Annotated in this window: 14 protein-coding genes, 1 tRNA gene and 4 pseudogenes; 7 read left to right on the forward strand and 12 right to left on the reverse strand. The window is 70.2% G+C overall.

What is annotated here, in order from left to right:
* The first annotated feature begins 120 nt into the window (after window positions 1-120).
* The gene (locus ABZT06_RS12710) at window positions 121-1,077 is read left to right on the forward strand and encodes an ABC transporter ATP-binding protein (RefSeq protein ID WP_355739002.1); all 957 of its coding nucleotides are present in this window, start codon (window positions 121-123) and stop codon (window positions 1,075-1,077) included.
* Window positions 1,078-1,099: 22 nt separating this feature from the next.
* On the opposite strand, the gene ABZT06_RS12715 is transcribed toward ABZT06_RS12710, so the two are convergent.
* The 4 genes from ABZT06_RS12715 to ABZT06_RS12730 form a co-directional block, all read right to left on the reverse strand.
* Window positions 1,100-1,768: a hypothetical protein gene (locus ABZT06_RS12715; protein WP_355739005.1), complete on the reverse strand. Its 669-nt coding sequence runs from the start codon at window positions 1,766-1,768 to the stop codon at window positions 1,100-1,102.
* Entirely contained in the window at window positions 1,765-2,178 is a 414-nt protein-coding gene (locus ABZT06_RS12720; protein WP_355739007.1) for a thioesterase family protein, read from the reverse strand. The genes ABZT06_RS12715 and ABZT06_RS12720 overlap by 4 nt, the downstream gene beginning before the upstream one ends.
* A gap of 6 nt (window positions 2,179-2,184) precedes the next feature.
* A complete protein-coding gene (gene ettA / locus ABZT06_RS12725; protein ID WP_355739010.1) occupies window positions 2,185-3,849 on the reverse strand; it encodes an energy-dependent translational throttle protein EttA in 1,665 nt (554 codons plus the stop codon).
* A 209-nt stretch (window positions 3,850-4,058) separates the two neighbouring features.
* The gene (locus ABZT06_RS12730) at window positions 4,059-4,685 is read right to left on the reverse strand and encodes a hypothetical protein (protein ID WP_355739012.1); all 627 of its coding nucleotides are present in this window, start codon (window positions 4,683-4,685) and stop codon (window positions 4,059-4,061) included.
* A gap of 593 nt (window positions 4,686-5,278) precedes the next feature.
* Between ABZT06_RS12730 and ABZT06_RS12735 the strand changes: the two are divergent.
* Window positions 5,279-5,401, forward strand: a pseudogene (locus ABZT06_RS12735) (transposase); the annotation flags it as partial.
* Here ABZT06_RS12735 and ABZT06_RS12740 read toward each other — a convergent pair.
* From ABZT06_RS12740 to ABZT06_RS12760, 5 genes are all read right to left on the reverse strand, one after another.
* Entirely contained in the window at window positions 5,392-5,763 is a 372-nt protein-coding gene (locus tag ABZT06_RS12740; protein ID WP_355739342.1) for a hypothetical protein, read from the reverse strand. The pseudogene ABZT06_RS12735 and the gene ABZT06_RS12740 overlap by 10 nt on opposite strands.
* A gap of 33 nt (window positions 5,764-5,796) precedes the next feature.
* On the reverse strand, window positions 5,797-7,209 hold the full coding sequence (locus ABZT06_RS12745; protein WP_355739014.1) for a TQXA domain-containing protein: 1,413 nt from the start codon (window positions 7,207-7,209) through the stop codon (window positions 5,797-5,799).
* 267 nt (window positions 7,210-7,476) lie between these two features.
* Window positions 7,477-7,938: a single-stranded DNA-binding protein gene (locus tag ABZT06_RS12750; protein WP_355739017.1), complete on the reverse strand. Its 462-nt coding sequence runs from the start codon at window positions 7,936-7,938 to the stop codon at window positions 7,477-7,479.
* A gap of 197 nt (window positions 7,939-8,135) precedes the next feature.
* Window positions 8,136-10,118, reverse strand: coding sequence for a YfjP family GTPase (locus tag ABZT06_RS12755; protein WP_355739020.1), 1,983 nt, complete (start codon window positions 10,116-10,118; stop codon window positions 8,136-8,138).
* Between the two features lie 3 nt (window positions 10,119-10,121).
* A complete protein-coding gene (locus ABZT06_RS12760; protein WP_355739023.1) occupies window positions 10,122-11,729 on the reverse strand; it encodes a dynamin family protein in 1,608 nt (535 codons plus the stop codon).
* A gap of 322 nt (window positions 11,730-12,051) precedes the next feature.
* Between ABZT06_RS12760 and ABZT06_RS12765 the strand changes: the two genes are divergently transcribed.
* From ABZT06_RS12765 to ABZT06_RS12775, 3 genes and pseudogenes are all read left to right on the forward strand, one after another.
* Window positions 12,052-12,124 (forward strand) — tRNA-Arg (locus ABZT06_RS12765).
* Window positions 12,125-12,310: 186 nt separating this feature from the next.
* A pseudogene (locus tag ABZT06_RS12770) lies at window positions 12,311-12,508 on the forward strand (prevent-host-death protein); the annotation flags it as partial.
* A gap of 3 nt (window positions 12,509-12,511) precedes the next feature.
* Window positions 12,512-12,966 (forward strand): annotated as a pseudogene (locus tag ABZT06_RS12775) (type II toxin-antitoxin system VapC family toxin).
* Window positions 12,967-13,213: 247 nt separating this feature from the next.
* Here ABZT06_RS12775 and ABZT06_RS12780 read toward each other — a convergent pair.
* From ABZT06_RS12780 to ABZT06_RS12790, 3 genes are all read right to left on the reverse strand, one after another.
* Window positions 13,214-14,080 carry a tyrosinase family protein gene (locus ABZT06_RS12780; protein ID WP_355739026.1) on the reverse strand — a complete coding sequence of 289 codons (867 nt, stop codon included), beginning with the start codon at window positions 14,078-14,080 and terminating at the stop codon, window positions 13,214-13,216.
* Window positions 14,064-14,546: a tyrosinase family oxidase copper chaperone gene (locus ABZT06_RS12785; RefSeq protein ID WP_355739345.1), complete on the reverse strand. Its 483-nt coding sequence runs from the start codon at window positions 14,544-14,546 to the stop codon at window positions 14,064-14,066. Before ABZT06_RS12785 ends, ABZT06_RS12780 begins: the two co-directional genes overlap by 17 nt.
* Before the next feature lie 804 nt (window positions 14,547-15,350).
* On the reverse strand, window positions 15,351-15,632 hold the full coding sequence (locus ABZT06_RS12790) for a hypothetical protein (RefSeq protein ID WP_355739028.1): 282 nt from the start codon (window positions 15,630-15,632) through the stop codon (window positions 15,351-15,353).
* A 528-nt stretch (window positions 15,633-16,160) separates the two neighbouring features.
* Here ABZT06_RS12790 and ABZT06_RS12795 point away from each other — a divergent pair.
* Together ABZT06_RS12795 and ABZT06_RS12800 are read left to right on the forward strand one after the other, a co-directional pair.
* Window positions 16,161-16,289: pseudogene (locus tag ABZT06_RS12795) on the forward strand (IS5/IS1182 family transposase); the annotation flags it as partial.
* 884 nt (window positions 16,290-17,173) lie between these two features.
* On the forward strand, window positions 17,174-18,310 hold the full coding sequence (locus ABZT06_RS12800) for a DUF3344 domain-containing protein (RefSeq protein WP_355739031.1): 1,137 nt from the start codon (window positions 17,174-17,176) through the stop codon (window positions 18,308-18,310).
* Window positions 18,311-18,322 lie beyond the last annotated feature (12 nt).

Raw genomic sequence — 18,322 nt, forward strand, 5'->3', positions numbered from 1 at the left:
CTTCCCCGCCCCCGGCCGCGGGCGGTCGTACCGCTGGGGCGGCCTTCGTCCCGCGGCGAGCGGCACCCGCCCGACAGCACAGCGCGGCACACCGACAGGCGCCCCCACAGGAGACGGCCAGTGACCACGAACCCCACCCTCACCGACCTCGCCCACAAGGCGACCGCGGCACGCAACCGCCCCACCTACGGCCACGACGCCCTGATCACCTGCGACAGACTCGTCCGTATCTTCACCACGGACGGCGTGGAGGTCCAGGCACTCCAGGGCCTCGACCTCCTCGTCCGCGAGGGCGAACTCCTCGCCCTGGTGGGCGCGTCCGGCAGCGGCAAGTCCACCCTCATGAACATCCTGGCCGGCCTGGACACCCCCACCGCCGGCGCCGCCAGGGTCGCGGGCCACGACCTGCTCACCATGACCGCGAAGGACCGCCTGGCCTACCGCCGCGAGACGGTCGGCTTCGTCTGGCAGCAGACCTCCCGCAACCTCCTCCCCTACCTCACCGCGGCCCAGAACATCACCCTGCCCATCCAGCTCTCCGGCTCCCGGACACCCCGCCGCGCCCACACCGAACGCGCCCTGGAACTCCTGGAGTTGCTGGAGGTCGCCGACTGCCGCAACCGCCGCCCCCACCAGATGTCGGGCGGCCAGCAGCAACGCGTGGCGATAGGCGTCGCGCTGGCCAACAACCCCGCGGTCCTCCTGGCCGACGAACCGACGGGCGAACTCGACTCCCACACCGCGGAACAGATCTTCGCCGCGTTCCGCACCGCCAACGAACAGCTCGGCACCACCATCGTCATCGTCACCCACGACCCGGCGGTGGCGGGAGAGGTCCGCCGCACGGTGGCCATCAGGGACGGCCGTACGTCCACGGAGGTGCTGCGCCGCAGCGAGGTGGACGCGGCGACGGGTCACGAGACCCTGGTGGCCAGGGAGTACGCGATGCTCGACCGCGCGGGCCGCCTCCAGCTCCCGAAGGAGTACACGGAGGCGCTGGACATGCGCGACAGGGTCGCGCTGGAACTGGAGCCGGACCACATCGGCGTGTGGCCCGACGACAGCGACCACGACTGACCGCCGCCGCCGTCCGTGCGCCTCAGCGCACGCTGACGCCGAGCATCCCGAGTCCCGCTTGCCGTACGGCGATCGAGCCGTACGGCGTACGCAGCCGCAGCCACGCCCCCGACGAGAAGAGCGCCAACTCCGCGCCGGGCCGCAGGAATCCCAGCGACTGGGCCGCGTGCACGGCCCGAACGGGCAGCCCGGTGTCCGCCACCGTCCGGGACCAGATCTCCCGCCCGATCCGGTCGAGTTCGGCCCGCGTACGCACCTCGGGGCCCAACTCCTCGGTACGGGACCGGAATTCGGCGACCCCGGAGTGGACCAGTGCCCGCAGCGCCGCCGGATCCGGCAGCCCGGTGACCGCCTGCCATCCGCCTCGCGGCGGCAGTACCCCGGCCCACGGCGGTCCGGTCACCGCCTGCGGCACGGCAGCCGTACCCGCGGCCTCGTCGAGGGACTCGAGGAACTCCCCGGCGGACACGGTCACGTCGAGCGTGATGTCGAGCCCGTTCTCGTACGGCTTGGCGAGGCGCACCGCCCGGATCGCCAGCACCTCGAAGGACGGCGGCCGTCCGAAGACGGCGAGCGCGGTGCCGGTGCCCTGGAGGCGCACCGCGGCCGAGCGGTCGTAGTGGAGCAGCCGGGAGAGGAAGGCGGCGAGGTCCGCGGCCTCCCCCTCGTCGGCGAGGTGGAGCACCGTCATGCGGCGACGGCCTCCTCCTTGTCGTCGTCCCGGTACCCCTCCAGGAACTCCCGTTCCTCAGCGGTGATCCGGCGCGGTCGCTGGGCCTCGAAGTCGAACGGCACGACCACCGTCGAGGCCCGTACGTAGACCAGGTCGTCGTCCTTCACCTCGTAGGTGATGGTGAAGGACGCCGCCCTGATCTGCGAGACCCACAGCTCGATGTCGACCGGGTGGTGCCGGTGGACGAGCTGCCGCTTGTAGTCGATCTCGTGGCGCGCCACCACGGACCCCTGCTTGAAGTCCTTCTCCGGCCGGAAGAGGAAGTCGATCCGGGCTTCCTCCAGATAGCGGACGAAGACGGCGTTGTTGACATGGCCGTAGGCGTCCATGTCGGACCAGCGCAGCGGGCAGCGGTAGAGGTGACGCAAGATCGATCAGCCCCGGGTCAGCTTCTTGTAGGTGGCGCGGTGCGGACGCGCCGCGTCCGGGCCGAGCCGCTCGATCTTGTTCTTCTCGTACGACTCGAAGTTGCCCTCGAACCAGTACCACTTGGAGTCACCCTCGTAGGCGAGGATGTGGGTGGCGACCCGGTCCAGGAACCAGCGGTCGTGGGAGATGACCACGGCCGCGCCCGGGAACTCGAGCAGAGCGTTCTCCAGCGAGGACAGGGTCTCGACGTCGAGGTCGTTGGTGGGCTCGTCGAGGAGCAGCAGGTTGCCGCCCTCCTTGAGCGTGAGCGCCAGGTTCAGGCGGTTGCGCTCACCACCGGACAGGACGCCGGCCGGCTTCTGCTGGTCCGGGCCCTTGAAGCCGAAGGCGGAGACGTAGGCCCGCGACGGCATCTCGACCTGGCCCACGTTGATGTAGTCCAGCTCGTCCGACACCACGGCCCAGAGGGTCTTCTTGGGGTCGATGTTGGCGCGGCTCTGGTCGACGTAGCTGATCTTGACCGTGTCGCCGATCTTGACCGTGCCCGAGTCCGCGGGCTCGAGGCCCTGGATCATCTTGAACAGCGTGGTCTTGCCCGCGCCGTTCGGACCGATGATGCCCACGATGCCGTTGCGCGGCAGCGTGAACGAGAGGTCGTCCACCAGGACCTTGTCGCCGAACGCCTTCGAGAGGTTGTTGACCTCGACGACGATGGAGCCCAGACGCGGGCCCGGCGGGATCTGGATCTCCTCGAAGTCCAGCTTCCGCATCTTCTCGGCCTCGGCCGCCATTTCCTCGTAACGTGCCAGGCGGGCCTTGGACTTGGTCTGGCGGCCCTTGGCGTTGGAGCGGACCCACTCCAGCTCTTCCTTGAGGCGCTTGGCGCGCTTCTCGTCCTTGCGGCCCTCGACCTTGAGGCGGGTGGCCTTCTTCTCCAGGTACGTGGAGTAGTTGCCCTCGTAGGGGATCGCGCGACCGCGGTCGAGTTCGAGGATCCACTCGGCGACGTTGTTCAGGAAGTACCGGTCGTGAGTGACGGCGACGACGGCGCCCGCGTACTTCGAGAGGTGCTGCTCCAGCCAGTTCACCGACTCGGCGTCGAGGTGGTTGGTGGGCTCGTCGAGGAGGAGCAGGTCCGGGGCCTCGATCAGCAGCTTGCAGAGCGCGACGCGGCGCTTCTCGCCACCGGAGAGGTTGGTGACGGGCCAGTCGCCGGGCGGGCAGCCCAGCGCCTCCATGGCCTGCTCCAGCTGCGCGTCCAGGTCCCAGGCGTTGGCGTGGTCCAGGTCCTCCTGGAGCTTGCCCATCTCGTCCAGCAGTGCGTCCGAGTAGTCCGTAGCCATGAGCTCGGCGACCTCGTTGAAGCGCGTGAGCTTGCCCATGATCTCGGCGGCGCCGTCCTGGACGTTCTCCAGGACCGTCTTGGCCTCGTCCAGCTTCGGCTCCTGCATGAGGATGCCGACGCTGAAGCCGGGCGACAGGAACGCGTCCCCGTTCGACGGCTGCTCAAGGCCCGCCATGATCTTCAGAACGGTGGACTTACCGGCACCGTTCGGACCGACCACACCGATCTTCGCTCCGGGCAGGAAGCTCAGCGTCACGTCGTCAAGGATCACCTTGTCGCCGTGCGCCTTACGCGTCTTGCGCATGGTGTAGATGTACTCAGCCAAGAGAAACCGTCCGGCAGCTTGAGATCGGCAGTGGGTAGATACACCCCATCTTGCCTGAGGTCCACCCTCGGGTGGTAACCCGTTTGGTCGGGGGGCTGTGACCTGGGGGTTCGTCGTCGGCGGCGGTAGGTCGACTGTCACTGTCGGTCGTCGTTGGTCGGCGTCGGGCACCCTCGCGCGGCCCAGAGACGGCCCAGGATCGGGGCTGCTCACTCAAGCGATTGGGGCGCCACCCGCAACTGCTCGCTGTGGAGCCAGGTGAAGGTGCGGTCGGGTTCGAGGTGGGCGTCTCCCCAGTGGATGACGTGGATGCCGTTCTCTGGGTCGGCTGTGAAGAAGAGGCACACGAGTTTCGTGGCGGCGCCGAGGGCCTCGAGGGTCTCGTGCAGCTCCTCGTACTCCTCGGTGGTGAGCTCGTCGTCAAGAGGGAAGAGACCGTCTTGCGGCTCCGGCCCGTGGCTCAGGAGCATCCTCCTGCGCGTGGGGGAAGCGTTGGCCGCCAGCCGCGCACGTTCGAGGGGCCTGGGGCGGTCGGCGTATTTAAAGGGGAAGAGCGCGTGGTCGTTGATGACGGCGTACTCGTACCCGCGCACGTCGCGCACGGCTTCGTCCAGCTCACGAGCCGTGTCCGCGAGATTCTCGCGCACCGCCTCGGCCAGGGTGACGCCGTAAGGACTGCGCTTCTTCAGCCTTGCGGTGAGGTGAACGGCATGAGCCCGCGCGTGAGCCCTGGCCAGCTGCTCCGGAATCGCCTCGACCAGCCTGCCGGCATGCTGCCCGAACCGTTTCATGGCCCAGTCCGACGGCTCACCCCGATTGCCACCCAGCACGGACATACAGAGTCCCCCTCCCCCCGTCACCCCGCCTGTCAACTGTGTGACACGTACATGAAGCGCCAACAAGGGCGCGGATCCAGCCACGCGGCGTGAAGGGTCCTGCTGGGGCGTGTCGAGGGGCTTGGAGCGAGGGCTTGGAAGGCGCTTGCCGAGATCACCGGCGCACGCCCTCTGACCTCGTGCTCTTCGGCTGACGACCGCGGACGCGCGGCGCCTTCGACACCCATTCGACAGAGGGGCGGACAACGTGGGTCGGCTGAAGCCACACACCCGGGGCATCCGCCTGAACATGCTTGCTCTGGGTGCCTACCGCTCGTATCACGGCGCAACGACCGTGTGGGCCTTCGTCGTTGCCATCCTCATCGTGCTGGTGGCCGGTTGGTACGTCCGACGCCGAAGGTAGGTCCGACACCCGTGTGAGGAGTTCGATCCCGCCCCTGCGGGGCCGCGGTCCAGCTCTGTCGGAATCTCGGCGGCGAACGTGCACGACAGCCAGGCGCTGATCCCGCTGGTGAAGGGCATCCGCCGATCCGCTCCCGTCGCGGCCGCAGGCGGCGCACGCCGTGCCGCGATGGTTACGCGAGCGTGGCACCACCCACCGCATCGCCCGCAACGGCGTCGAGTCCTCGCAGCGACTGAGCCGACACCGCTGGACCATCGAACGCACCCTGGCCTGGCTCTCCGGCTGCCGTCGGCTCCACCGCCGCTACGAACGCAACTCGCCCGCCCCGCGGACGGCCAGCAACACAGCCGCACCCACAGCCACCGCCCCCGCCGCCCCCGCGGACCGCATCAGACTGTGGGACGTGCGCCACGACAGCACCGACCATCGCGACTGCGCCGACAGCAGCGACCCCGTGCTCAGCCACGAGCCCGCCGAGATCAGGGACAGGGCCGAACCGATCGAGCCCATGGACAAGGCGCTGCCGATCGAGCCGACCGAGAGGGCCGAGCCCACGGAGCCGATGGACAGCACCGATCCCACCGAGCCGATCGACAGCACCGAGTCCTGCGACCACAGGGACAGGACGGAGTCCGAGGAGGTGTGACGCGCCGGTGATGCGGAGGGCTTGGTCATGACGCCATTCTGCCCGTCACCGGCGCTTCGCGGTCAGTCCTGGGCGCGGTTCTGCTTCCTGCCGGTGAGGACGAGGGCCGCGCCCCCGATCACCACCAGGGCGATGGCGGTACCGGCGATCAGCGGGGTGGTGGCGGAGCCGCCGGTCTCGGCGAGGTTGACGTCGGTGGTGGGGAGGGCCACCGTGGCGGGGCTGGGCTCGCTGAGGGTCTGGGTCGTGGCGCCCGTCTCGCTGCTGCGGGTGCGGCAGTCGAGGACGCCGGTGAAGCGCTCGGCGAGACCGTCGGGGCCGGTGATCGTGAAGTCGTACGCCTGGTCCTCCTGGAGCGGGACCGTCACCGTGCGGGTCTCGCCCGCCGCGATGACGTACTCCGTGCCCATCAGCTCGAAAGCGAACTCCTCGTCGCCCTGGTTGACCGCCGTGATGTCCAGGCCGCCCTCGGTGCAGTTCCGCCCCGCGGAGAGGGCCGGCACCGCGCCCTGCTTCGCCCAGGTCGAGCTCGCCGTGGCCGAGACCGTCGACTCGCTGGAGCCGGCGAGGATCTGGGTCTGGCTCCGGCTCTCGGAGGCGAACGCACGCCCGACCGGCACGGTGGTCGAGGCCTGCACGGTGAGGTCGGCCGAGCCCGCCGCCGCGTCCTCGGGGACGTCGAAGTAGAGCTCGCTGCCGTTGCTCACCGAGGTCACCGGTCTGCCGTCCTTGCCGACGATGCGCACTCCGGTCGTGGCCGCGTCCGCGGGCGGGGTGACCGTGGCGCCGGCCGCGTTGGTGTGCACCGTCACCGGGCCGAGCAGTTCGCCCGGGTGGCCGGAGACCGCGGGCGGGTCGAGCGTCAGTGACGCCGCCGGCTCCGCGATGTCACGGGCGCTCTTCTCCAGGTAGTCCGCGAGCTTCTCGGCCTGCGGGTCGGCGGCATCCACGTCCGCGGCGTCCGAGTAGCGCCAGATCGCCACCTGGGTACCGGCCGCCGCGTCCTGCTCGGTCAGCCCCGCGGTGATCCCGGCCTTGGCGGCGAGCGCCGCGAGATCGTTGACCTGGGGATAGGAGTTCTCCAGGATCCAACGGATCTTGCCCGCACTCTTGTTGGCTCCCAGCGAGGTGCCGCTCCAGTCGGTCTCGTGGTACTTGGCGTCCTTCTGCGTGGGGTTGTAGAGATCGACGCAGTACGTCTGGAGGGTGCCGCCGCCCTCGACGGACATCTCGAACAGCCCGGCCGGCACCTGGAGATCGCCGTCGGTGTCGTGTATCACCGCGTCACCGTAGGTCTTCAGACCTCCTATGGTGGCGGTCGCCCCTCTCTGGTTCTGCGCCGCCTCGTCCGCCGACGCCGTGCCGGCGACAGCCACCGTCGCACCCGCGGCGAGCAGGCCGGAGACGAACGTGACGGCCGCGAGGCGAGCCGCCCCCCGTCCGCGCACGGACAGCGCAGAGAACGCAGAAAACACGGAATTCCCCTTCGAACAGGACCCGTTGACGAGCGGGGTGGCGGTCCCACCAGCAGAATCAGTAACCTCGGGAGCTGTGTTCGGCATCCTAGGGACGCGGCCGCCCCCCTCTTCCCGAGGATGCGGTCGGAAGATCGATCCGACTCGGAATCGTTATCGCCAAGACCTTTCACCCGCATGGCTTATCGACAAATCGACCGGAGACATCCGGAATGCATTCGCCGATAAGCCGCACTTCGGTCAGAGCCGCCGCGCCTTCGGCTGACGTCACGTCACCGCGACGGCCTCCTGTCGGTCCGCGGACTCGCCCGGCGGTGTCTCCCAGGCGGGCTCAGGCTGTGCGGACGAACCCACGGCGGCGTTCTCCGGCCGCTGTGTGCGCCGGAAGGCCGAGGTGCCGCGCGCGAGGTCGTGGCCGATCGCCACCGCGTCGATGTCGGCCGAGGTCCAGGCCGGCTGCCCCTCGCGCACCTCCGAACGCACCTTCAACCGGCCGTGGACGACCACGGGATCACCCACGTTGATCGACCCCGCCACGTTCGTGGCGAGCTGGCGATTGGCCCACACCGTGAAGAAGTTGGTGTGCCCGTCCGTCCACTCGTTCTTCTCGCGGTCCAGATAGCGCGCTGTCGCCGCCAGCCGGAACCGCACCGACGCCCCCGTCGCCAGCTCCCGGTACACCGGCTGTGTCGCCACGTTGCCCACCGCGCAGATCATGGTCTCGTTCATCGCTGGAAACCCCTCCCGGACATGCGTACGGGCCCGTCCCGTACGGCTGCTGCTGTCTGCGTGAAGACCGCGTCACCGCGATCGCCGCGAAGCCAGACTGCCTCCGTCGGGCCGAGCCCGCTGCGCGCTGTGGACGGTCCCCGGGTTGTGGAAAACTCCGCCACCCGAACGAGGGACCCGGCCCACCGGACCGCCCCTCACCCCACCCCGACGACCCTGCCGTACTGCTCCCGGACCTCCCGGTAGCGCAGCAGCTCCGCCGCCACCGGGTCCAGCACCCGCGCCCGCCCGCACCCGGACGCCGCCTCCCGCAGCCGCCGTTCCGCCTCCACGCCGTACCGCCGGGCGGGCCCCCGCGCCGCCATCCGGCAGCTCCACTCGACGAGCGGGCCGCCGATGATGCCGGCCACCATCAACAGCACCGGCACGCCCAGGTTCGGCGCCATGACCCCGACGATCTGGCCCACCAGCCAGAGGCCGCCGACGATTTGAAGGAGCGTCATGGACGCCTGTGCCAGCACGGCCACCGGCCACCAGCCCGGGGTCGGCGGACGGCCCGGTGGCAGCCCGGCCCGGGCCGTCAGCGCGTCCAGCGCCTCGGGCAGCCCCTGGGAGCCGCGTACGGCCGCCTCGCGCACCGCCTGCGCCCACGGCGCGGGCAGTCCCGCCGAGGCCCGGTCGGCGAGCGTCCGTACGGCCTGCTCGACACGCTGGCGGGCGGTCGCCTCTTCGTCAGGGTGGGCGCGCAACGGCAGCCGCCCTGTGGGAGGTTCGCGCCTGTCCTGGTACCAGCGCCACAGCCGCAGCCAGGGCGTCCCGCACGCGCGGTTGGCGTTGCGCAGCCAGGCGCGTTCGGCCGCCTCGCCCGCCGCGGTGGCGCCGACCGCGTCCGCGAGCCGGGCGGCGAAGTCGTCGCGCGCCTCCTCGCTCAGCCCGGTGCGCCGGCCCGTCGAGTAGACGGGCCGCAAACGCCAGGCAGCCGCGTCCACGTCGGCCGCGATCCGCCGCGCGGGAGCCCCGCGTTCCGCCACGAACTGACCGAGCGACTCCCGTAGTTCGCCGACACCGTCCCCGGTGAGCGCCGAGAGCGCGAGCACGGTCGCGCCGGGTTCGCCGTACTCCCCGAGGGCGATCCCGTCCTCGTCCAGCAGTCGTCGTAGATCGTCGAGGACCTGCTCGGCGGCCTCCCCGGGCAGCCGGTCGATCTGGTTGAGGACGACGAACATGACCTCCGCGTGGCCCGCCATGGGGCGCAGATAGCGCTCGTGCAGGATCGCGTCGGCGTACTTCTCGGGGTCGACGACCCAGATCACGGCGTCGACGAGCGCCAGAATGCGGTCCACGTGCTCGCGGTGCTGGACGGCGGCCGAGTCGTGGTCCGGCAGGTCGACCAGGACGAGCCCGCGCAACTGCGCCTCGGACTCGGCGCTCTGCAGCGGGCGGCGCCGCAGCCGGGGCGGGATGCCGAGCCGCTCGATGAGACTGGCCGAACCGTCGCTCCAACTGCACGCGATCGGCGCGGCCGTGGTGGGCCGGCGTACACCGGTCTCCGAGATGGCCACTCCGGCGAGCGCGTTGAACAGCTGCGACTTGCCGCTGCCCGTCGCGCCGGCGATGGCGACGACGGTGTGGTGCCCGGAGAGCCTGCGCCGGGCGGCCGCCTCGTCCAGGACCTGGCCGGCCTCGGCGAGCGTCCGGCTGTCGAGCCGGGCCCGCGACAGCCCGACCAGCTCGCGCAACGCGTCCAGCCGGGAGTGCAGGGGGCCGTCGTACGTGAGCGGGGCGGCGGGCGGGACGTTGGGCCCGCGGACCTCGACGGCGGCGGCCTGCTCGGTCTCGGCGGTGACCCGGCGCGCGATGAGCCCGTCGTCCCAGGCACCCGCGGCGTCGGCCGACCCTCCGGAGGCTTCCACAGCCTCTCCGCGCGCGCGACCGGCTTCCTCGCGCGTGTGCCCCGGACGCGCATCCGCCCGCGCGGGACGGGAGCCCGCGTCCCTCCGCGCGCGTCCGCGGTCCGCCCGCCCGTCACCGCCTTCCGCACTCTCCACGCGCGCGTGCTCGTCCTTCCCGCCCGAGTCCACCTCGCCGCCCGACGCCAATTCCTCGACCGGCCCCTCCCCGTTCTCCGATCCGGCGTCCCCCGCCTGCTCCGTGTGGTCCTGATCCGTGACGGCGGTCATCGGTCACCTCTCCTTCTGCAGTACGGACAGCGCGGCGATGAGTTCGGCCTGGGGCTCCGGGTGTACGTCGAGTGCGTCGAGCGGGGCGAGCCGGCGCTCGCGTTCGGTGTGCACGACCCGGTCGAGGTGCTCGGCGAGCAGCCGTCCGCCCCGGTCGCGCAGCCGCAGGGCCCCGTGGGCGCCGATCCGCTCGGCGAGCCCCTCGCCCGCGACCCGTGCCCGGCGTCCGCCGAGCAGCGCGGTGGCGACGAGCGCGGCGACCGTCTCCGGGTCGGGCGCGACACCCCGGTCGAGGTCGCGGACCTCCTCCTCGGCGTACTCCTCCAGCTCGCGCCGCCAGCGTCGTACGGCCATCCCGATCCGGTGCTCGACGCTCTCCTGGGTCGGGTCGCGGTCCGTCAGTTCCGGTGCGGCCGCGGCCGGTTCGCGCCGCCACGCCTCGTCGACACGCTCGTCTGCAGCGGTGACCGCGCAGAGAAGGAGGGCGCCAAGGCTCTCCACCAGGGCGTCCAGGAGCTCCGCGGCGGTGCAGTCGAGGGGGAAGGCCCGCCAGCGCTTGAGGGCGTCACCGGCGAGCACGGCACCGGCCTGGAGCCGCCCCCGCACACGCGCGTACTCGCTGTCGTACGCCCCCTCGACGGCGGTGGTGAGCCGCAGCGCGGCCGCGTACTGGGCGGCCGCGGCGCCGGCCAGCTCGGGCATCCGCGACTTCAGGGAGGCGAGGACACCGTGGGCCGTACGGGCGACGGTGTGCTGCCGGGCCGCGGCGTCCTGCACCTGGTGGACGAGCCAGGTCCGCAGTGATGCCACGGCGGTGGCGGGCAGCAGGCCGCCGCCCCAGGCCGACTCGGGCAGCTCCGGCACCGTGAACCGGGGCACCTCGCCGAGGCCCGCCTTGGTGAGCAGGGCCGCGTACTGCCGCGAGACCTCGGAGACGACCTGGTGCGGCACCCGGTCGAGGACGGTGACGAGCGTGGCGTCGTACTCCTTGGCGGTGCGCAGGAGATGCCAGGGGACGGCGTCGGCGTAGCGGGCGGCCGTGGTCACCATGATCCAGATGTCGGCGGCGCAGATCAGCTCGGCGGCGAGGACGCGGTTGTCGGCGACCAGGGAGTCGACGTCGGGTGCGTCGAGGAGCGCGATGCCCGGCGGGAGGGTGTCGGCGGTCTCGATGCGCAGCACGCGCGCGGGGTTCTCGCCGGGCAGCAGGAGGTCGTCCCCCGGTTCCTGGTGGGGCACCCACACGCGGGTGAGGTCGGGCAGTACGCGCATTCCGCTGAACCAGTGATGGTCCTCCGGATGGCAGACCAGCACCGGTGTCCGGGTAGTCGGCCGCAGCACGCCCGCCTCGCTCACCCGCCGTCCCACAAGGGAGTTGACGAGAGTCGACTTGCCGGCCCCGGTGGAACCGCCCACCACGGCCAGCAACGGCGCTTCGGGGTCCCTCAACCGGGGCACCAGATAGTCGTCGAGCTGGGCGAGCAGTTCGTCGCGGTTGGCACGCGCGCGTGGGGCCCCCGCCAGGGGCAGCGGGAAGCGTGCGGCGGCGACACGGTCGCGCAGGGCGGAGAGTGCGTCGAGCAGCTGAGGCCGTACGTCCAAGGTCACCACATGTGAAGAATGCCCAATTTTAGGGGAATTCTGAAGCATATGAGCACTTCTGCGCGCCGACCGGACACAAGGGATGGAAGGGATGACTGGGACGCAGGCACAGTCCAGGCATAACGAGTGCACAACACCCGGTGTGTGAGGCGCCAAAAGCGATGCACTATTCGTACCTGCCTGCGATTATCAGGACCGCTTCACTGAACCTCCACATCGAGCCACGGAGGCGAAGCAACAGGGACAAGGTCGCAGGAGCCCTATCCTTGTCCCCGGCAACGTCACGGAACGGCCCACACCCGGGCACCCAAGACAGAGGCCACCACACCCGGCCCCCGTAGCTCAGTGGATAGAGCAGGCGCCTTCTAAGCGCTTGGCCGCAGGTTCGAGTCCTGCCGGGGGCGCACACTGCCTCTCACCAGCGGAAACGCGTGAGGGGCTTTTCACGTCCGCGCGCACGCCGCTCTGACAGCAAGGGCTTTCACCCGTCCCGATCGTGGGCGCGGACGCACACCTTCGCCGTCGCGGACAGCAAGACGGCGCAGCCGGAGATCACTCAGCGCGATCAGGGCACCCGTTCCAAAGAGACCATGGCCTCCGTCCAGGGAGGGCGGGCGTTCACCGCCACCCGCGACGGGCACCGTGTCGGCGAGTTGATCCCGCTCCGCCGCCGTCGCCGCTTCGTTCCCCGTGCGGAGTTCGCAGCCATGTCAGGCACCGCCCCTGCCATCTCGCTGGACGCCTTCCGCGACGACCAGGACGCCGCCGTCGAGCAGGAGTTGGACGACCGTATGCCCGTTGAGCACAAGCAAGGCCTGCTCGACACCAACATCATGATCTTGCGCAAGTGGATCGACCCCGACGAGCTGCCTGCCGAGATGGCCATCAGCGCCATCACCCTCGCGGAGCTCTCCGCGAGCCCCACCAGGTACGTGGCGGCGAGCAGAGTGACTACGACGAACACGCCGAACGGGCCCGCCGCATGGACGTCCTGCAGCGCGCCGAAAACGCATTCGACCCCATCCCCTTCGACGTGGAGGCGGCCCGTCTCTTCGGCAGAATCTGCGCCGCCGTCGTCTCCGTGGGCCGCAAGCCCCGTCGTCGTGCGGCCGACCTGATGATCGCCGCCATAGGGACCGCCGAGGAACTGCCGCTCTTCACCACCACCCCCGACGACTTCAAGGGTCTCGACGAATTGACCACCATCGTGCCGGTGACGCGGCCCGAGATCCTGCCTGACCGGTAGCACCGCGCCTGAGCGACCGCCGCGGCGCTGCCGTATCGATCCGCACGACGTCGGCGAGCTGTGTGCTCCCGCGTACGGGGCTCCGCGGGGCCCTGGCTACGACTTGGCGCCGTGGTGATCCGGACCGCACCCTCACGGAACTCCGGCTCGAACTTCCGGTGCTGCTCTGCCATGTCCTGACTTCCCCGGCAGTCACAGCCTTCACGCTACGAGGGGACGGACACGCGCCGATACGTCGCCACTGTCGCTACTGGTACCGGTAGATGGTGCTGTGGCCCTCCAGTTCCTCCGGTGTCACATCCCACGGCGGCATCTTCTCTCTCCGCGCCACGATCCGGCCGCGCTGGGCGTCTCCTGGGCCGGGCGGCTTCGCGGGAAGATAGCGGGCGTTCCGATGCCGCGACTGCCAGCGGGACCACACGAGGTCGACGAAGGCATGGTGCATCCAGAAGACCGGGTCGTTGACGGAGGCGCCGGTCGTCATGTGGCCCCCGACCCATCGGTGGACCCGGTTGTGGTTGCGCCACGACACCGCGCCGTGTCCCTGTCCCCAGCCCTCCAACTTGTTGCGGAACCCTTTGGCGGATGTGGAGTTCCAAGGGGCCGTGTCGTAGACCGGATCCGCGAGGGCTGACTTCAGATCCGTGGCCGTGGGCAGGGCGATGGGGTTCAAGGGGCGGCCGAGGTCACGCATCAGGAACTCGGCGTCTGTGACCCCCTCCTTGATGGTCCACTGGCCGTGCTGGTGGGCGAAGGGGCCGGTCATGACCTGCCGGTCGGAACCCCGCCCGGTGCCGCCGAGCAGGTCCTCGGTCCACGGTACGGCCGTCGGGCTGCGGTGACGCGTCCAGTCCCAGTACGGCAGGGTCACCGAGTCGTCCACGCGGCGCAGCGCCCCCTCCAACTCCAGCAGCAACCTGCGGTGCCACGGCAGGAAGGAGGGTGCCATGTGGGCCACGCGCAGGCCGCTCTCGCCGTCGGGAACGTAGTACTGGATGTGCATGCGCACGAACTCGTCGTACTCGCCGCGGAGTTTGACCTGGATGAGCGCGTCGACGAACCGGCGCCGCTCTGAACGGGTGAGCGTGCTGACGTCCTTACGCGTGTACACCATGGTGATGATCCCCCTGGGCTCCCTGGCCGCCACTCGGCGTCCCGCTGTCGTGCATGCGGCTGCCGCATCCGTCCGCCGCGGCCAACCGTGCGGTGGAGCCGAGTTCGTCCACGGCCGCGCGCGCCGCGGCCAACGGTGTCGGATACGACTGGTAGTGGTCGATCATGGTCATCCAACTGCCGTCCACGCGACGCATCAGGTGCAGTGGCCGGCCGTCCACGGTGACGTGCCATGCGCCCGAGACGTCGTCTCCCTGCTGCCCGGCGTCGTGTCTGACGCCGACGATGCGCCGTCCGCGGTAAGTCTCGCCGAACCGCGCCTGCTCCGGGGAGCCCAACGCCGCCAGGACCGGCGCGAGCGCCACCCCGGCCGCCGACGCGACCAGCCCCCGCAGCACCAGCCTCCGCCTGGTCGACTGCGCGAACCTGACGACGGGCGACGGGCAGGGGGCCGCAGCCGGTGGCAAGGCGTCGACCGCGAGTGCCGGGGAGCCGGCGGCGGACCTCGTGGCGTGGGCCGCGGAACTCGCGGATCCGTCCGCGTTGTTCACCGATCCGGTCACGGCTTCCTCCGGACCGGCCCTCGACGGCTGCCCGCCGGCCCTGGCGCGCAGGGTGGTTGCGCGCCGTCGCCGAAGGCGTCGCCGACCTGCGGGACCTTGTCGCTCAACAGCTTCTCGCCAGCGCCCGACGTGGGCTTCGAATCTTCGCAGTCGTCCTTGCGGGAGGGGCCGAGGAGGTAGGCCACGTCACCGTCGAGAGCTTCACCGCCCGATGCCGGGAGGGCGGGCGCGCCCGGGTCGTGGGCTCGTAAAGGGTGCGTTTCTCTGATGATTGCGGTCACCGCGGCACCCTACAGACGTGCCGGAACGCACTCGGGCGTACTCTCACCCGAACGGACTACCTGCGTCGACATGACCACACGAACGAGGGGTTCACAGCAAGGCGGGTTGCGCTGCGGCGGACGAGACGGGCAGTGATGGCTGGAAAACCGAATCCGTGATCGCCTCGGTTCCCGGTGTACCACATTCCATGGCCCCCTGAGCGCCGCCGGAATTCCCCGCGCCGGTATTTTGACAGTGCGCGGCCCACACTGTTGCCGTCGGCGGCGATGCGCCCGAATGCGGCGGTGGTACGACGATCGACGGAGACCTCCGACAACGCAGAGAGCCGACACCGCATGGCGCGGAATCGGCCCTCTTCGAAGCACCCCGGGGGCGATGCCGGCAGCTGGAACCAGAACGTGGCGGGCATCTCGTCCGGGGTAATTGTCAGCCGTGCAACGGCAGTCCGCCCACCAGCGGGGTGCCCTTGTTCAGAGCGGTGGTCGAGCGATTCACCGCCTTGAGCAGCGACTCCTTCTTCTTCTTCACGTCGAGTGCGTCCGACGACTGGAGCGGCTCCACCTGGACCGGGCCGTGGTCGATGACGGTCACTGCGTCGTTGAGGCTCTCTTGCGCCACGTCGGCACCGCTGAGGGCGAACGCTGGCGCGGCGGCACCGGCGAGGACCAGAGACCCGGTAAGGACAGCGGCAGCCTTCAGAGACTTCATCGTGTTCCTTTCTTCGGCAACGTGTGTAGCCGGAGAGAATTTCTGACGCCGTGCACAACGAGCGCCGAACGGTTCGGAAACCCTACGCACGGAAGATTGCCGAGTCCTCATATGAGATCTTTGAAGGACATGACTCTGAAAGTCGGGGACGCGGGACGAGAAAGGATGGAAAGGGTTCTTTGCCCCGCGGCGGCGGGAGCCTCGGCGACGAGCTCCTTCCAACCTTTCGTGAAAGCTGGCTAGTTGGGCTGACAAACAGCTGAAGCCCCTGGTAGATGGGTTTTCGGCCACGGAACCCGATGGCGCCGCCTGAACGCACGCCGACAGAAACCCCGCTCGTCCTGGCCCACCTGCGCAACGGGCAGCCCTGCGCCCAACTCGCGGCCGGATTCGGGGTCGGCACCACCACCGCCTACCGGTCCAGCGCCAAGCCGTCAACCTCTTGGCCGCCCTCGCCCCCACCCTCACCGAAGCCGTACGAGCGGCGTCGGCGAAGGCGTACGCAAACACCAGAAGGACGGCATAAACGTGCAGGTCATAGCCGATTCTCAGGGGCCTCTGAAGTGGGCTTCACCAGCCTTGACCGGCGCCGTCCACGACGTCCGTGCCGCGCCTGAGCGCGGGGTCATCGATGCACTCGCCCAGGCCGGCATCACTTGCTGGGCAGACATGGGCCACCAGCACGCAGGCGGCACCGTCCGTCTCCCTTACCGCGGCCGATGGGAAAGCCTACTGGCATGCGCCGTCCTCGTGCAGGTACGCCTCACCTGGGCCGTTCTCCGTCTCGAACTGCCACATGGGGCTGCGCACTTCACTGCGGTGCATCGAGTCGATCGCAACCTCGGACCACCGGGCACCGATCGCTACTGTCAATCGCCCACATCACCCTCGGCCACCGCCAAGAACGTCATATCCAGGGACTGCCAGACGCTCGTGACACAGCGCCGATCGGCTGTCGCCTGAAGGTCGATCGCAACCTCGGACCACCGGGCACGGATCGCTACTGTCAATCGCCCACATCACCCTCGGCCACCGCCAAGAACGTCATATCCAGGGACTGCCGGACGCTCGTGACACAGCGCCGATCGGCTGTCGCCTGAAGTTGGAATGAGCTCAGCGCGGGCAGAGCGGCCGCGGACCGGACCGGCGCCGTCGGCCGCAACTGCCGTACGACAGGCGGCCGCGGGCAGCTGCGACGGGCCGGCCGCCGACAAGAGAGGTCGGCGGCCTCGAACTCGCTGCCGGTCGAGCGAGCGAGACCGGCGCGGCCCCCCGTGTCGGCGGCCGGGACGGATCTGACGGCGGGATACGCAGCATCAGGCCAACACTCGGCGACATTCCCGCCGCTGCCGCGCGCCACCTGCCTGTCGATTTCGGAAAAAATCGGACTTCCCCTATCCGACATGCTTGCCAGGTTTGAAATGATTAGCCCCGATAGCGGCTAGAGTGGCGCGCACCGCTCGACGCGCCCCTTCCGCGCGCACCTCGCCTTTGTGCCGCCCCCTCTGACACCGCAACCTCCCGAAAGGGCAACGCCGGTCATGCGCAATTCCCTAGCCCCTCTGGTGCGCCGCGCGACAGTGGGCGCCCTCGCCCTCGCCGGCATCTGGGCTCCCGCCGCTGCCCTGGCGGTCGCGTCTGCCGCGCCGCCACAGCCGGAGGCGGGCCGTCTCGCATTCGCCCAGCGGTACCACGCGCTCCAGCACGGCGGCATCGTCCGCGCGGCCAACGTCTCCATCACCTGCCGTGTGCCGAAGGCGGTCCGCAGATCCCTGCTGTCGGCGCCACGTTCCTGCCCGACCGCGCGGGCGGGGAGCACCGCACGGAACGGCGACGTCGACATGACCTACGTCGATGTCGACAAGGACCCGAACACCTACAACTCCTCCCGCGCCCAGGTGCGCCTGCCCAAGGGCTCAAGGGTCAGCTACGCCCGGCTGTACTGGGGCGGCAACCTGCGTGTCGGCGAGCAGAAGCCGCCCAAGGACAACGGGCGGGTGCTGATCGCCGAACCGGGCGGGGAGTACCGCGAGGTCCTCGCGGACACCGTCATCGGCCACCGGGTGGCGCACGGCGCGGACGCCTTCCAGGCCTCGGCGAACGTCACGAGGCTGGTTCGGGACAGCGGATCGGGGCTGTACACCGTGGCCCAGATCAACGTGGCGAAAGGCAGGTCGGTGGCCGGCGCGTGGGGTGGCTGGACGCTGGTGGTGGCGTACGAGAACCCGGCGCAGCCGCTGCGGCACCTCGCCGTGTGGGACGGCTTTGATGGGCTGAAGTCCGGCGCGGGGCAGGAGATCGGGCTGCGCGGGCTGCGCATCCCCGCGGGCGCGGGCGGCCGTGCGGGGCTGGTGACATACGACGGCGACCGCGGCGCAACCGGTGACGCCCTCACCCTCACGACCAGCCGCGCACGTGGCCATGCGATCCACCGCACCGCCCTCACCAGCCCTGGCAACCCCCGCGACGACGTCGCGAACTCCACCATCACGGAGCCCGGGAAGGCCCAGTCGCAGCGCGTGCCCGCGTACGCCGACACCCTGGGCTACGACTCCGATGTGTTCGACCTCAGGACAGGTCTGCGGCACGGCGGTGACCGGTTGGCCTTCCGGTTCATCTCACAGCGGGACACGGTTTGGTCCGGCGTTTTCTTCGTCGCCGTCGACGCACAGCAGTGAGGCCCGCTCCCT

The organism is Streptomyces sp. NPDC005483 (assembly GCF_040606035.1).
Lineage (GTDB): Bacteria > Actinomycetota > Actinomycetes > Streptomycetales > Streptomycetaceae > Streptomyces.